The organism is Streptomyces ardesiacus (assembly GCF_003112575.1).
Taxonomy (GTDB): domain Bacteria; phylum Actinomycetota; class Actinomycetes; order Streptomycetales; family Streptomycetaceae; genus Streptomyces; species Streptomyces ardesiacus.
Genome location: NZ_BEWC01000008.1, coordinates 784,739 through 799,834, shown reverse-complemented (window position 1 = coordinate 799,834; position 15,096 = coordinate 784,739). Strand labels below are relative to the sequence as shown.

10 protein-coding genes are annotated in these 15,096 nt (G+C 73.3%); 4 read left to right on the top strand and 6 right to left on the bottom strand.

Annotated elements, in window-relative coordinates:
- Window positions 1-44: 44 nt before the first annotated feature.
- A complete protein-coding gene (locus Sdi02f_RS28695) occupies window positions 45-1,358 on the top strand; it encodes an aspartate aminotransferase family protein (RefSeq protein ID WP_108934258.1) in 1,314 nt (437 codons plus the stop codon).
- 62 nt (window positions 1,359-1,420) lie between these two features.
- On the opposite strand, the gene Sdi02f_RS28690 is transcribed toward Sdi02f_RS28695, so the two are convergent.
- On the bottom strand, window positions 1,421-3,640 hold the full coding sequence (locus Sdi02f_RS28690; RefSeq protein WP_031086603.1) for an MMPL family transporter: 2,220 nt from the start codon (window positions 3,638-3,640) through the stop codon (window positions 1,421-1,423).
- 334 nt (window positions 3,641-3,974) lie between these two features.
- On the opposite strand from Sdi02f_RS28690, the gene Sdi02f_RS28685 reads away from it, so the two are divergent.
- Window positions 3,975-5,069 carry a MerR family transcriptional regulator gene (locus Sdi02f_RS28685; RefSeq protein WP_174843401.1) on the top strand — a complete coding sequence of 365 codons (1,095 nt, stop codon included), beginning with the start codon at window positions 3,975-3,977 and terminating at the stop codon, window positions 5,067-5,069.
- A gap of 39 nt (window positions 5,070-5,108) precedes the next feature.
- Here the strand turns inward: Sdi02f_RS28685 and Sdi02f_RS28680 are convergent, their stop codons facing one another.
- The 5 genes from Sdi02f_RS28680 to Sdi02f_RS28660 all read right to left on the bottom strand — a co-directional run bounded on the left by Sdi02f_RS28680 (window position 5,109) and on the right by Sdi02f_RS28660 (window position 13,100).
- The gene (locus tag Sdi02f_RS28680; RefSeq protein ID WP_037799945.1) at window positions 5,109-6,236 is read right to left on the bottom strand and encodes a winged helix DNA-binding domain-containing protein; all 1,128 of its coding nucleotides are present in this window, start codon (window positions 6,234-6,236) and stop codon (window positions 5,109-5,111) included.
- Window positions 6,237-6,410: 174 nt separating this feature from the next.
- Window positions 6,411-7,616, bottom strand: coding sequence for a Cmx/CmrA family chloramphenicol efflux MFS transporter (locus tag Sdi02f_RS28675; protein WP_108934280.1), 1,206 nt, complete (start codon window positions 7,614-7,616; stop codon window positions 6,411-6,413).
- Window positions 7,617-7,715: 99 nt separating this feature from the next.
- Window positions 7,716-10,010, bottom strand: a complete 2,295-nt coding sequence (locus tag Sdi02f_RS28670; RefSeq protein ID WP_031086608.1) for an FdhF/YdeP family oxidoreductase — start codon at window positions 10,008-10,010, stop codon at window positions 7,716-7,718.
- 61 nt (window positions 10,011-10,071) lie between these two features.
- Complete coding sequence (locus tag Sdi02f_RS28665; protein WP_030403212.1) at window positions 10,072-10,590, bottom strand: SRPBCC family protein; 519 nt, start codon at window positions 10,588-10,590, stop codon at window positions 10,072-10,074.
- On the bottom strand, window positions 10,587-13,100 hold the full coding sequence (locus Sdi02f_RS28660; RefSeq protein WP_108934256.1) for an ATP-dependent Clp protease ATP-binding subunit: 2,514 nt from the start codon (window positions 13,098-13,100) through the stop codon (window positions 10,587-10,589). The genes Sdi02f_RS28665 and Sdi02f_RS28660 overlap by 4 nt, the downstream gene beginning before the upstream one ends.
- 130 nt (window positions 13,101-13,230) lie before the next feature.
- Between Sdi02f_RS28660 and Sdi02f_RS28655 the strand changes: the two genes are divergently transcribed.
- Together Sdi02f_RS28655 and Sdi02f_RS28650 are read left to right on the top strand one after the other, a co-directional pair.
- Window positions 13,231-14,445 (top strand): MFS transporter, encoded by a 1,215-nt coding sequence (locus Sdi02f_RS28655; protein WP_030403214.1) that lies wholly within the window; start codon window positions 13,231-13,233, stop codon window positions 14,443-14,445.
- Window positions 14,446-14,509: 64 nt separating this feature from the next.
- On the top strand, window positions 14,510-15,091 hold the full coding sequence (locus Sdi02f_RS28650) for a sugar O-acetyltransferase (RefSeq protein ID WP_030403215.1): 582 nt from the start codon (window positions 14,510-14,512) through the stop codon (window positions 15,089-15,091).
- Window positions 15,092-15,096: the final 5 nt, after the last annotated feature.

Below are 15,096 nucleotides of genomic sequence, written 5' to 3'. Positions count from 1 at the left end.
TGTGCGATGGACACGTGCAGCACCCCGTCCCTACCGTCGGTGGCATGCCTTCCGAGACGTCCGGCGCCGACCTGGGGCGCCACCTGATCCGCTACTCCGGCCACGCGCCCTTCTCGCCGGAGGTCGTCGTCCGCGCGGCGGGCACCTCGGTGTTCACCGAGAGCGGCCGTGAGCTGCTGGACTTCACGTCCGGCCAGATGAGCGCCATCCTCGGGCACTCCCATCCGGCGATCGTCTCGACGGTGCGCGAACAGGTCGCCCACCTGGACCACCTGCACAGCGGCATGCTCAGCCGGCCGGTGGTCGAGCTGGCCCGCCGGCTGGCGGGCACCGTGCCCGCGTCGCTGGAGAAGGTGCTGCTGCTGACGACCGGGGCGGAGGCGAACGAGGCGGCGGTGCGGATGGCGAAGCTGGTCACCGGCCGCCACGAAATCGTCTCCTTCGCCCGGTCCTGGCACGGCATGACGCAGGCCGCCGCGAACGCCACCTACAGCGCGGGACGCAAGGGCTACGGCCCCGCCGCACCGGGCAACTTCGCGCTTCCGGTGCCGGACCGCCACCGCCCCTCGGTCGTCGGCGCGGACGGCGAGCTGGACTGGCGCCGCCAGCTGGACCTGGGTTTCGAGATGATCGACGCGCAGTCGGTCGGCAGCCTGGCCGCGTGCCTGGTGGAGCCGATCCTGTCGTCGGGCGGCGTGGTCGAACTGCCGCCCGGCTATCTCGCCGCGCTGGCGGACAAGTGCCGCGAACGGGGGATGCTGCTGATCCTCGACGAGGCGCAGACGGGGCTGTGCCGCACCGGCGACTGGTACGCCTTTGAGCACGAGGGTGTCGTCCCGGACATCCTCGTGCTGTCCAAGACGCTCGGCGCGGGGCTGCCGCTGGCCGCGGTGCTGACCGGCCCGGAGATCGAACAGCGGGCGCACGAGCGGGGGTTCCTGTTCTTCACCACCCATGTCAACGACCCGTTGCCGGCCGCCGTGGGCAACACCGTCCTCGACGTCCTGGTCCGCGACCGGCTGGACGAGCGCGCCGGGGCGCTCGGCCGGGCGCTGCGCAAGGGCCTCGACGAACTCGCCGCCCGCCACGAGGTCGTCGGCGACGTCCGCGGCCGGGGACTGCTGCTGGGCATGGAACTGGCCGGGGACCAGGTCCTGGGCGAGGGGGGCGCCGACCGGCTCGGCGCCGCCGTCACCCGGCGCTGCTTCGAGCTGGGGCTGCACATGAACATCGTCCAGCTCCCGGGCATGGGCGGGATCTTCCGCATCGCGCCGCCGCTGACCGCGAGCGACGACGAGATCGCCCGCGGGGTGGCCGTCCTCGACCAGGCACTCGCCGACGCGGCCGGGGACCTGTAGCGCGCGGCCCCGGTGGCCCGGGGTTTCCGGGCCACCGGGGCCGCGCGGGAGGTGCGGGGGCGTCAGACCCCGGCGGTCTCCGGCTCGCGGGCGGACTCCCGGGGCGCGGCGGTGTCGCCGAGTTCCCGGTGGAGCGCGGCGCCCTCGACGTCGACGTCCGGCAGGATGCGGTCCAGCCACTTCGGCAGCCACCACGCCTTGGTGCCGAGCAGGGCGAGGACGGCCGGGACGAGGGCCATGCGGACCACGAAGGCGTCGAAGAGGACCGCGATCGCGAGGCCGAAGCCCATCATCTTGATCATGGCGTCGTTCTCCAGGACGAAGCCGGAGAAGACGCTGATCATGATGATCGCGGCCGCGGCGACGACCCGGCCGCCGTGGGTGAAGCCCGTGGTGACGGAGTCGGCGGCGGACTGCCCGTGCACGTACGCCTCCCGCATCCGGGTGACGAGGAAGACCTCGTAGTCCATCGCCAGACCGAAGACGACACCGATCATGAAGATGGGCATCATCGACATGATGGGGCCCGGCTGGTCCACGCCGAACACGTCGGCGAGCCAGCCCCATTGGAAGACCGCGACCACCGCGCCGAGCGCCGCGGCCACCGAGAGCAGGAAGCCGAGGGCCGCCTTGAGCGGCACGAGGACCGAGCGGAACACCAGCATCAGGAGCAGGAAGGCGAGTCCGACGACGAGCGCCAGGTAGGGGACCAGCGCGTCGTCGAGGGTCTGCGAGAAGTCGATCGTCATCGCGGTCGCACCGGTGACCAGCACGGTCGCACCGGTGTCGGCCCTGATGCCGCCGGACAGCGCGCGGATGTCGTGCACCAGCGATTCGGTCGCGGCGTCGCTCGGGCCGGTCTTCGGCACGACGGTGAGGACGGCGGTGTCGCCGGCCTCGTTGAAGGAGGCCGGGGTGACCGCGGCGGCCTTGCCCAGTCCGGTGATCCTCTCGCCCACGGTGTCGGCGGCGGCCTCGGGGTCGGCGGCGTCCCGCGCGTCGACGGCGATCATGAACGGCCCGTTGAAACCGGCGCCGAAGGAGTCCGACAGCATGTCGTAGGCCTTGCGCTGGGTGGTGTCGGGGGCCGAGCTGCCCTCGTCCGGCAGGCCCAGCTCCATGCCCGCGGCCGGTACGGCGACGACGCCGAGGCCGAGGACCGCGGTCAGCAGTACGGTGACCGGGCGCCGTTGCACGAAGCGCGCCCAGCGCGTGCCCAGCCCGGGCCTGCCCCCGGCGGACCGCGCCCCGGTGCTCGCCCTGCGGTCCCGGCGGCTCAGCGCCCGCTTGCCGGCGAAGCCGAGCAGCGCCGGGGTGAGGGTGAGGGCGATCAGTACGGCGATGCCGACGGTGCCCGCGGCGGCCAGGCCCATCTTGGTGAGGATCGGGATGTTGACGATCGCGAGGCCCGACAGGGCCACGACGACGGTCAGTCCGGCGAAGACGACGGCGGAGCCCGCGGTGCCGACCGCGCGTCCCGCCGCTTCCTCGGGTGCCCTGCCTTCGGCTATCTCCGCCCGGTAGCGGGAGACGATGAACAGGGCGTAGTCGATGGCGACCGCGAGGCCGATCATCATGGCGAGGGTGGAGGTCGTGGCGGACAGCTCCAGCGTGCTGCCCAGCGCCCCGATGGCGGAGATGCCGATGCCGACGCCGATGACCGCCGAGAGCAGCGGCATGCCGGCTGCGACCAGTGAGCCGAAGGTCAGCAGGAGCACGACGGCGGCGACCCCGATGCCGATCAGCTCGGCGGTGCCGCCCATCTCCTGCTCGGCCACGACCGCGTCGCCGCCGGTCTCGACGGTGTACCCGCCCTCGCGCGCGTCGTCGGTGGCGGCGGTGAGGGCGTCGCGGGCCTCGTCGGTCAGTTCCATCGCGTTGACCTCGTAGGTCACCGAGGCGTACGCGGTGGTGCCGTCCTTGCTGACGGCGCCTGCCTGGAACGGGTCGTCCACCGAGGAGACCTGCGGGCCCGCGCCGAGCGCCGTCACCAGTTCCCCGACCTGGGCCCTGCCGGCCTTGTCGGAGATCCTCCCGCCCTCGGGGGCGCGGATCACGACGCGGGCGGTGGCGCCGTCGGCGCCGGCGGCCGGGAACTGCTCGTCGAGCAGGTCGAAGGCCTTCTGGGACTCGGTTCCCGGCATGGAGAAGGAGTCGTCGGGCGGGGCGGGCGCCGCGGAGGAGGCGACACCCGCGCCCACGAGCAGGGCCACCCACAGCAGGGCGACCAGGCCGCGGCGCCGGAACGCCCTCCGGCCGAGTCGATAGAGAAACGTAGCCACCTTGTGGACCAATCCGTCGGGTTGCGGGCAGGACGAGGACCCGGCGCAAGGGGGGAAGGCGAAGGCGCTGACCGGGGTACACCTCCATGCTCGCCCGGGGTTTTCGACGAGAGGTCCGCCCCTGGGTCCGGACCGGCGTACTGCGCCGGATGTAGGGCGCCGTGGCCCTCCTCTCCCCCGGGTGTACGCGACGAAGATGGGTGTACTCCGCATTTCGTTGCCGGGGGCAGCCGATGCCTCGCGGTGGCGGGCGCGACGGTGGTTGACCTTCACCTTGGGGCAGGCCACAGCATCGGTGTCACCGGGCGACCCGCCCGGTCGAGGAGGGGTGGGCATGGGGCTGCTGACCATCGGGGCGTTCGCGAGGGCGACCCGGCTGTCGCCGAAGGCGTTGCGCCTCTACGACGAGCTGGGGCTGCTCCCGCCCGCCCACGTCGACCCGGTCACCGGCTACCGCCGCTACGCGCCGGACCAGGTGGAACGGGCCCGGCTCGTCGCCTGGCTGCGGCGGCTGGGGATGCCGCTGGTCCGCATCCGGCACGTGTGCTCGCTGGACGCGGCGGACGCGGCCCGGGAGGTCCGCGCCTTCTGGGCGCGGGCCGAGGCCGACTTCGCCGCGCGCCGGGACCTGGTCGCCTTCCTCGTCGGTCACTTGGAACGGGAGGACCCCGCCATGACAGCCACCGTGAGCCCCCTGGGCATCCGCTACGCCGCCGGCTCCGACGCCGGTCTGGTCCGCACGTCCAACCAGGACACCGCCTACGCCGGTTCCCGTCTGCTCGCCGTGGCCGACGGGTACGGCGACGGCGGCGCACCGGCGAGCGCCGCCGCCGTCGACGCGCTCAAGTACCTTGAGGCGGACGGCGTTCCAGCGGGCGGACTCCTCGACGTCCTGGCGGACGCCGTCGAGCAGGCCCAACGGGCGGTGCACGGCGCCGTCCTGGCCGGGGGCGGGGCCGGGGACACAGGGGACACCGGGGACACCGGGACGACGCTCACCGCGATGCTGTGGACCGGGTCCCAGCTGGCCCTCGTCCACATCGGCGACTGCCGCGCCTACCTGCTGCGCGAAGGCGAGCTGTTCCGGATCACGCACGACCACACCGTGGTGCAGACGATGATCGACGAGGGCCGCATCGGCGCCGAGGAAGCGGCCTCCCATCCCCAGCGGTCGATGCTCGTGAGGGCTCTGGGCGGGGGTGCCGACGCCACCGCCGACATGCGCCTGCACGACGCCGGGGCCGGGGACCGCTACCTGCTGTGCTCCGACGGACTGTCCACGGTCGTGCCGGACGCGGAGATCCGGCGGGTGCTCGCCGGCGCCGGGGAACCCGAGGAGGCCGTGCGGGAACTGGTCGCCCTCGCCAACGCGGCCGGCGGTCCCGACAACGTCAGTTGCGTCCTCGCCGACGTCGTCGTGGGCGCCTGATCCCGTGGGGGCGGGCCGTTTCGCGCCGCCCGCCCCGGCTCACGGCGACGCCGTCCCGATCACGACCCGGTCGCCGGCGCCGTCGGAGAGGAAGGACGCCAGGGCCCGCCCCTCCTCGGCGACCTCGGCGCGTTCGGACCGGGTGAGCCGGCGCAGCGGCGTGACGGCCACGGTGCCGTCCTCGACGGTCCAGGTCGCGCCGACCCGGCCGTCGACGAGGACGAAACGGGCGCCGGTGACCGACAGACCGCGGTGCGCGTCGTCGATGACGCGGCCGCGGTCCTGGTAGCCGAGGACCGCGTTGTCGAAGGCCGGCAGGAACCGTGCCGGGGCGGGGGTGCCGGGGTCGGGCCGGGGCGCGTCGGGCAGGTCGAGGAGTTCCCGGCCCCGCTCGTCGCGGAAGGCGACCAGTTCCCCGCGTACGGCGGCGACCGCGGCGGGCAGTCCGGCCAGCCCGCACCAGGCGCGCAGGTCCGCCGAGGCGGCCGGTCCGAAGGCGGCGAGGTAGCGCCGTACGAGGGCTGCCCCGACCGGATCGGTGCCCGGCGGGGCCGGCGGGTCGACCTCGCGGCCCAGCCAGGAGGCGACCGGGGCGTAGCGCGCCCCGGCCCTCGTGCGCCACAGTCCGCGCGGCGGCAGCTGCACCATCGGGATCAGCCCGGCGACCAGCATCTCCCCCAGCGGCCGCGGTCCCGCCTGCGGCCACCGCGCCGCCACGGCCCGGGCCAGTTCGGTCATCGAGCGGGGCTCGCCGTCCGCCAGGACCGCCCGGCCCGCCGCCGCGAGTTCGTCGAGGTCGGTCCCCGCGAGTTCGCGGCGGTAGGTGCCGAGGACGCGTCCGCGCAGCATGGCGTCGTGGCGGGAGCGCCAGGCCAGGACGTCCTCGGCGGTGACGAGGTGGACGGTGCGGCGCATCAGGTGGGTGCGCACCAGGCGGCGTCCGGTCAGCGGGGCGTCGAGCGCCCCCGGGGTGAAGTCGCGCAGCCGCGACCACAGTCCGACGAACGGTTCCTGCGGCTCCTGCGCCTGCAGACCGCCGAGGTGCGCGACGGCGTCCGGGACCGGGAGGTCCGCGCGGTCGAGCAGCAACTGCCGTGCGAGCGCCGCCCGGTTCAGCGACCGGGCGTCGAGCACGCCCTTCGGATGGGTCACGGCTTCGGCGGTCACGGCGGGCTCCTTGCCTCACGGAACGTGCGGGATACGGCGGTTCCCGTCCCGCGGGAGGGAACCGCCGGGCCCACTCTGCCCCGGATGGAGGTCAGATTCTGTCCGCGTGGACCGCTGCGCGGCGCGGGCCGCGCCGGCTGCCCGGGCGCGGCGGGCGTCCGGGCGGGGCCGGTGTCACACCCGTTGCGACCGGTCCACGTCCGCGGGGGCGGCCATGGCGCCCATCACGACGCGCGACCGGCCGTGCAGTCGCAGGGAGACGACCACGAAGACGATCGCGACCAGGGTCATCGCCCCGCCCGCCCAGGCCGTGGCGGCGTACCCGAGGTCCGCGTCGATCACCGTGCCGCCGAGCCAGGGGCCGCCCGTGTTGCCCAGGTTGAACGCGGCGGTCGTGGTCGCGCCGGCGAGGGTGGGCGCGGCGCCCGCGACGTTGAACATGCGCGCGTTGAGCGCGGGCGCCGTGTAGAAGGCGGAGACGCCCAGCAGCAGCGAGAGGACGATCACGGCGGCCGGGCTGGAGGCGAACAGCGCGAGTGCGGCCAGCAGCACCGTCGAGGCGGTGATGCCCGAGAGCAGCACCCCGAACAGGTGCGCGTCGGCGACCCGGCCGCCGATGGTCGTGCCGATCAGCGCGCCGACGCCGAACAGCGCCAGCACGGTCGGGACCCAGCCGTCCGCCAGCCCGGCCACGTCGGTGAGCAGCGGTGCGAGATAGGAGAAGGCGCAGAACACGCCGCCGGCGGCGAGCGCGGTCACGACGATGGACAGCCAGACCTGGCGGTCCCGGTAGATCGCCAGCTCGCCCCGCAGCCGGGGCCGTCGCTCGGGCAGCGGGATGCGCGGGATCAGGGTGACCACCCCGACGAGCGCGACGGCGGACGCGCCGCCCACGGCCCAGAACGCGGACCGCCAGCCCAGGTGTTCGCCGAGGAAGGCACCCGCGGGGACGCCGAGGACGTTGGCGATGGACAGTCCGCCGATCATCACGGCCATCGCGCGGGCCCGTGCCGTGACCGGCACCATGGCGATGGCGACGGCCGCGCCCACGGCCCAGAAACCGGCGCAGGCGAGCGCGCTCACGACCCGTGAGACGAACAGGACCTCGTAGCTCGTCGCGAGCGCGCCCGCCACCTGGCCGAGGCCGAACACGGAGATCAGGGCGACCAGCGTGGTCTTGCGGGGCAGCCGCAGGGTGGCGACGGCGAGCAGCGGCGCGCCGACCACCATGCCGATGGCGAACGCCGATATCAGCAGCCCGGCTTGCGGGATCGACACGTCCATGTCGTCGGCGATGGGCGGCAACAGCCCGGAGAGCATGAACTCGCTGGTGCCGAGCGCGAAGACGGACAGGCCGAGGATGTAGACGGCGAGCGGCATGCGGCCGGCCGTGGAGCGTGGGGAAGAGTCGGGCATGACAGGTGTCAACGGAGCCCCGCCGCCCGCCATTCCCGGCGCGGGCCCCGTCTCACCATGCGGCTACCGTGCCGGGCGTTCCAGCCGGACGAGGATGCCCTTCGAGGTGGGCTGGTTGCTGATGTCGGCGACGCTGTCCAGCGGCACCAGGACCTGTGTCTCCGGGTAGTAGGCGGCGGCGGAGCCGCGCGCCGTGGGGTACGGGACCACCTCGAAGTCCTCCGCGCGGCGCTCGGTGTCGTCGTGCCAGACACCGACGACGTCGACGCGGTCGCCCGCGCTCAGCGCCAGGGCCCTCAGGTCCTCCGGGTTGACCATGACCACGCGGCGGCTGCCGTGGATGCCCCGGTAGCGGTCGTCGAGGGTGTAGGGGATGGTGTTCCACTGGTCGTGGGAGCGCAGGGTCTGCAGCAGCAGGTGGCCCTCGGGGAGGTCGGGCGCCTGCCAGGTGTTGCGGGTGAACAGGGCCTTGCCGGTGGCCGTGCGGTAGACGCCCTCGTTGACGGGGTTGGGCAGGCGGATGCCGCCGGGGCGGGCCACGCGCCGGTTGAAGTCGTGCAGGCCCGGCACGATGCGGGAGATGCGGTCGCGGATGGTGTGGTAGTCGGCCTCGAAGGCGTCCCAGCGGATGTTCCCCGGGCCCTGGCCGAGGGTGTGGCGGGCCAGCCGGCACAGGATGGCGACCTCGCTGAGCAGATGGGGGGAGGCGGGCCTGAGCCGTCCCCGGGAGGTGTGCACCTCGCTCATCGAGTTCTCCACCGTGACGAACTGTTCGCCGCCCGCCTGGTGGTCGCGTTCGGTGCGACCGAGGGTGGGCAGGATGAGCGCGGTCCGGCCGCAGACGGTGTGGGAACGGTTCAGCTTCGTGGAGATGTGGGCGGTCAGGCGGCAGTTGCGCATGGCGTCCTCGGTGACCGCGCTGTCGGGGGCGGCCCGGACGAAGTTGCCCGCGACTCCGAGGAAGAACTTGATCCGGCCCTCGCGCATCGCCTTGATGGAGTCGACCGAGTCGAGGCCGTGGGCGCGCGGCGGGTCGAAGCCGAACTCGTCGCGCAGGGCGTCCAGGAAGGAGTCGGGCATCTGCTCCCAGATGCCCATCGTGCGGTCGCCCTGGACGTTGCTGTGGCCGCGCACCGGGCAGGCGCCGGTGCCCGCCCTGCCGAGGTTGCCGCGCAGCAGCAGGAAGTTGACGATCTCACGGATGGTGGGAACGCCGTGCTTGTGCTGGGTGATGCCCATCGCCCAGCAGACCACGACCCGGCTGCTGCGCAGGACCTCGTCGCGCACGTCCTCGATCTCCGCGCGGCTCAGGCCGGTGGCGGCGAGGACGTCGTCCCAGGAGGCCTGCCGGGCGTGCGCGGCGAACTCCTCGAAGCCGCTGGTGTTGTCGCGGATGAAGGAGCGGTCCAGCACGTGGCCGGGCCGGGCGTCCTCGGCCTCCAGCAGCAGCCGGTTGAGGGCCTGGAAGAGGGCGAGGTCGCCGCCGGGCCGGATGTGCAGGAACCGGTCGGCGATGCGGACGCCCTGGCCGATCACCCCGCGGGCCTTCTGCGGGTTCTTGAACCGCATCAGTCCCGCCTCCGGCAGCGGGTTGACGGCGACGATGCGGGCGCCGTTGAGCTTGGCCTGCTCCAGTGCGGACAACTGCCGCGGGTGGTTGCTGCCGGGGTTCTGTCCCACCAGGAAGATCAGGTCGGCGTGGTGGAGGTCCTGGAGGCTGACCGTTCCCTTGCCGGTGCCCAGGGTCTCGTGCAGGGCGAAGCCGCTCGACTCGTGGCACATGTTGCTGCAGTCGGGCAGGTTGTTGGTGCCGTAGGCACGGGCGAACAACTGCAGGACGAAGGCGGCTTCGTTGCTGACCCGGCCCGAGGTGTAGAAGACCGCCTCGTCGGGGCTGTCCAGGGCCTTGAGTTCCCCGGCGAGCAGCTCCAGGGCCTCGCGCCAGCCGATGGGTTCGTAGTGGTCGGAGCCGGGCCGCTTCACCATCGGTTCGGTGAGGCGCCCCTGCTGGTTCAGCCACAGGTCGGAGCGGCGGGCCAGTTCCGAGACCGGGTGCTCGCGGAAGAAGCCGGCGGTGACGCGCCGGGTCGTCGCCTCGTCGTTGATGTGTTTGGCGCCGTTCTCGCAGTACTCGTTGCGGTGCCGGTGGCCGGGGGCGGGGTCCGCCCAGGCGCAGCCCGGGCAGTCGATGCCGTCCACCTGGTTCATAGTCAGCAGGTCCACCGCGGTGTCCTTGGGGGACGTCTGTGCCAGGGAGTACTCCAGTGCGTGCACCACGGCGGGCACGCCCGCGGCCCAGGTCTTGGGCGGGGTGACGGTCAGGTCGTCCCGGGGTTCGTCCGCGGGCGGCTTCTTCATGGGTGGATCGCCTCTCGTTCGGTGGGTGTTCTCTGCCGTTCGTCGTTCTCCCGCGCGCCGTTCAGCCGACGGGCCAGACCGGCACCCGGCTGCGCGGCGGTTCCGCCTCCGTCGGCCGCACCTGACCGCCCCGGACGCTCCCCCGCCAGCCGCCGCCGGCTTCGCCCTGCCGTTCGATGTACGCCTTGAAGTGCGCGAGTTCGCGCCGCAGGACGCGTCCGGCCGCTCCCGGGACCGCGGTGAGCGCCGCGGTGAGTCCGCGGGGCCCGGCCGAGATCCGCACGGTCACCGCCGTGCCGCCCTCCCCGGTGGACCGGAAGGTCACCTCGCCCCGGTGGCCGTGGCGCTGTCCGAGGGTCCGCCAGGTCAGGTGCGAGTCGGGCACCTGGTCCACGATCTCGGTCACGAACTCCCGGCGCAGGGGGCCGAGGCCGACGACCCACAGCGTCACGGTGGGCCGGAGCTGTTCGACCCGCTTCACGCTCGTCATGAACCGCGGGAAGCACGCGAACTGCGTCCATTGGTCGTACGCGGTGCGCACCGGTACGTCGATCTCGACGGTCTCCTCGACGGTGTTCATGTTCCGCTCGCCTCCGTGGGTGGGACCGGGCCGGCCTTCTCGACCGTGCAGTGCAGGGAGTCCTCGGCCACGTCGGCGACGATGGTGTCGCCGGGGTCCGCCTCGCCGCCCAGCAGCAGGTCGGCGACGCGGTTGTCCAGTTCGCTCTGGATGGTGCGCCGCAGCGGGCGGGCGCCGAACTCCGGCTGGTGGCCGTGCGCGATCAGCAGCTTCTTGGCCGCCTCCGTGACCTTCAGGGTCAGCCCCTGGGCGTGCACCCGTCGTTCGCTCTGGGCCAGCAGGTGGTCCACGATCCGCGCGAGGTCGTCCTGGGTGAGTCCGTGGAAGACGATGATCTCGTCGATGCGGTTGAGGAACTCCGGCAGGAACCGGCCCCGCAGCTCCTCCATCAGCTCGTCCTTGAGGTCGGAGACGTCACCCTTGTGGTCGAGGATGCGGTGGGCGCCGATGTTGGACGTCATGATGACCACGCAGTGCCGGAAGTCGACGGTGCGGCCCTGTCCGTCGGTGAGGCGGCCGTCGTCGAGGATCTGCAGCAGCGTGTTGAAGACGTCGGGGTGGGCCTTCTCCACCTCGTCGAACAGGACCACGCTGTAGGGCTGGCGCCGGACCTTCTCGGTGAGCTGGCCGGCCTCCTCGTAGCCGACGTATCCCGGGGGTGCGCCGACGAGACGCGCGACGGTGTGCTTCTCCTGGAACTCGCTCATGTCGAAGCGGACCATGCGGTTCTCCTCGCCGAACAGCAGCTCGGCGAGGGTCTTGGCCAGCTCGGTCTTGCCGACGCCGGTGGGGCCGAGGAAGAGGAAGGAGCCCACGGGGCGGTCGGGGTCGCCCATGCCGGCCCGGTTGCGGCGCACGGCCCGCGAGACGGCGGTGACCGCCTCGTCCTGGCCGACGATCCGGGCGTGCATCTCCTCCTCGAGCCTGAGCAGCCGCTCCTTCTCCCCGGCCGTCAGCTGGGACACCGGGATGCCGGTGCGGCGGGAGATCACGTCCGCGATGTCGTCGGCGGTGACGGAGACGACGCCCTCGCGGCGCTCCTCGATGCCCGCGAGCTCGCCCTCCGCCTCGGCGATCTCGCGCTTCAGCTCGCCCGCCCGGTCGTAGTCCTCGGCGGCGACGGCCTGCTCCTGCTCCCGGCGCAGCCGCGCGATGCGGTCCTCGCGGCTGACGACCTCGGTGGAGCGGCTCGCGCTGCGCAGCCGTACCCGTGCGCCCGCCTGGTCCATGACGTCGATGGCCTTGTCGGGCAGGAACCGGTCGCTGACGTAGCGGTCGGACAGCTCCGCCGCCGCGGTCAGGGCGCCGTCGGCGAAGCGGACCTGGTGGTGCGCCTCGTAGGCGTCGCGCAGGCCCTCCAGGATCTGCACCGTCTCCTCGACCGTTGGCTCGGGGACCATCACGGGCTGGAAGCGGCGTTCGAGGGCCGCGTCCTTCTCGACGTACTTGCGGTACTCGTCGATGGTCGTCGCGCCCACCACGTGCAGTTCGCCGCGGGCGAGGGCGGGCTTGAGCATGTTCCCGGCGTCCATGGAGCCTTCTCCGGTGGCCCCGGCGCCGACGACGGTGTGCAGTTCGTCGATGAACAGGACGATCTCGCCGCGGGCCTGCTGGACGTCCTCGATGACCTTCTTGAGCCGCTCCTCGAACTGTCCCCGGTACTGCGCGCCCGCGACCATCGCGGACAGGTCGAGGGCGACGACTCGCTTGTCCTTCAGCGTGTCGGGGACCTCTCCGGCCACGATGCGCTGGGCCAGTCCCTCCACGATGGCGGTCTTGCCGACGCCGGGCTCGCCGATCAGCACCGGGTTGTTCTTGGACCGCCGGGAGAGGATCTCGACGGTCTGCTCGATCTCCTCGGCCCGGCCGACCACGGGGTCGAGCTTCCCGGCCTTCGCCTCCTCGGTCAGGTCGCGTCCGTACTCGTCCAGCGTCGTGGCCGGTGCGCCGTCCGCTTCGCCGGGGCGCCCGTTGGCCCGGCCGGCCTGCTCGGTGAGGTCCTCCAGCTTGCCGGTGTCCTGGCCCTGGGCGCCCAGCAGCCGGGCCGCGCCCGTGTCGCCGTCCGCCAGCAGGGCGCCGAGGACGTGCTCGGGGCCGATGTAGGAGACACCGGCCGCGCGGGAGCGGGCGTAGGCGGTGGCGAGGGTGCGTTTGGCGGCCGGGGTGAGGCCGGGCTCGGCGGAGGGCTCGCCCGCCTCGCGGGGCAGGACCTCGGCGACCCGGGAGGCGAGCATGTCGGGGTCGGCCCCGGCCCGGGCGAGGAGTCCGCGCGCGGGCTCGACCTTCGTGGCCGCCCACAGGAGGTGTTCCGTGTCCAGGTCGGACGTCCCGTCCTCCTGCGCCCGACGTGCCGCCAGGGTGAGGAGTTCCTGCGCCGACTCGGTCAGCATCCGGCCGATCGGCACACGCTGCACCGCCGGGGGCGAGGAGGCGGGCGACGTACCGAAGAAGCGGTTCAGCAGTTCGCTGAACGGGTCGGACGGGCCGAATCCGAACGACGACATCGACATGACAGCTCCAGGGACGGTGAGGAGTCGATTCCACCGAAACCCCATGCGGGCGCCCGCGCAAGCGGAGCGCAGGCGCCGTACGCGGGCCGAGGAGTGTACGTTCGTACGCCCCGGCGGTAGGCTCCCGCGCATGACTGTGGACGTACTGCGCCGGCCCGCCCCGGCCGATCGGCGGGCCCGCGTGGCCGTCGCCGTGCTGTTCTTCACCAACGGGGCCCTGTTCGCCAACCTGTTGCCGAGGTATCCCCAGATCAAGGCGGCCCTCGGCATCGACAACGCGGCCTACGGACTGGCCGTGGCGGCGTTCCCGGCCGGCGCCATCACGGCCGGGCTCGGGGCCGGATTCCTGGTCCGGCGGTTCGGCTCGGCGCGGGTGGCGGTCGGCGGCACGGTGCTGACCGGGGCGGGCATCCTGGCCGCCGGACTCGCGCCCTCGGTGGCGGTGTTCGCGGGGGCGCTGTTCCTGGCCGGGGCGATGGACGCGTTCACCGACGTCGCGCAGAACGCCCACGGGCTGCGGGTGCAGCGCCGTTACGGACGGTCCATCATCAACTCCTTCCACGCCATCTGGTCCATCGGTGCCGTCACCGGCGGCTCGATGGCCGCCGCCGCGATCGCGCTGGGCGTCTCGCGCGGGCCGCACCTGCTGTTCTCCGCCGTGGTGTTCGCGGGCGCGGCCTGCGTCGCCCTGCGCTTCTGCCTGCCGGGCCCCGAGGGCGAGAGCGAACCTGCCGCGGAGGCGGGCAGCGAGGACCGCGCGCCGTCACCGGCACGGGCACCGGAGAGGGGGCTGCGGACCGGCTGGGTGCTGGCCGCGCTCGTCCTCATCGCCACGGCCGGCACCCTCGTCGAGGACGCGGGCATGTCCTGGGCCACCCTCTACCTCGCCGACTCGCTGCACGCGACCGCGGCGCTGGCCGCGTCCGGGTACGTCGCCCTGGTCGGCGCGCAGTTCGTCGGACGCATCGTCGGCGACCGGCTCGTGGACCGCTTCGGCCAGCGCGCGGTGGCCCGCTCGGGTGCCCTGATCGCCGCGGTCGGCATGGGCCTGGCGCTGGCCGTGCCGACGGTGCCCGGCACGGTCCTCGGGTTCGCCGCGGCCGGGTTCGGGGTGGCGACGCTGGTCCCGGCGGCGATGCACGACGCCGACGAACTGCCGGGCCTCAAGCCCGGGTCGGGGCTGACCCTCGTCTCCTGGCTGATGCGGCTCGGCTTCCTGCTCTCCCCGCCGGTCGTGGGTCTGGTCGCCGACGCGACGAGCCTCAGGGCGGGGCTGCTGGTGGTACCGCTCGCGGGGCTGATCGTCCTCGTGTGCGGCGGAGTGCTCCAGCCCCGGCGGCACTGAGCCGGAGGGCGGGCGACACGCCGGGAGTGTACGTTCGTACGCTTCGCGGGGTACGATCGGGCGCATGCCGACGGACCACTTCGCGGGCGACTCCCGCACCAACCTCGAACGCATGCTGGCGGGCGACCTCTACATCGCGGACGATCCGGAGATCGCCCGCAGGCAGCAGCAGGCCGTGCGGCTCGCCGCCCGCTACCAGGCGGCGTACGCGGAGGACACGGAGGCCGCGCGCCCGCTCCTCGCCGAGCTGCTCGGCTCGCTGGGCGCCGAGGCCCATGTCCGGCCGCCGCTGTACGTCGACTACGGCAGCAACATCACCGTCGGGGCCCGCACCTTCGTCAACTACAACCTGACGGCGCTGGACGTCGCGGCGATCACCATCGGCGAGGACTGCCAGATCGGCCCCAACGTCCAGTTGCTCACCCCCACGCATCCCCTGGAGCCCGGGCCCCGGCGGGACAAGCTGGAGGCCGCCCGGCCCATCGTCATCGGCGACAACGTCTGGCTCGGCGGGGGTGCGGTCGTGCTGCCCGGCGTGACCATCGGGGACAACTCCGTGATCGGCGCGGGCGCGGTCGTCACCAAGGACGTGCCGGCCGACGTCGTGGCCGTCGGCAACCCTGCCCGCCCGGTGCGGAACGTGTAAGTCTG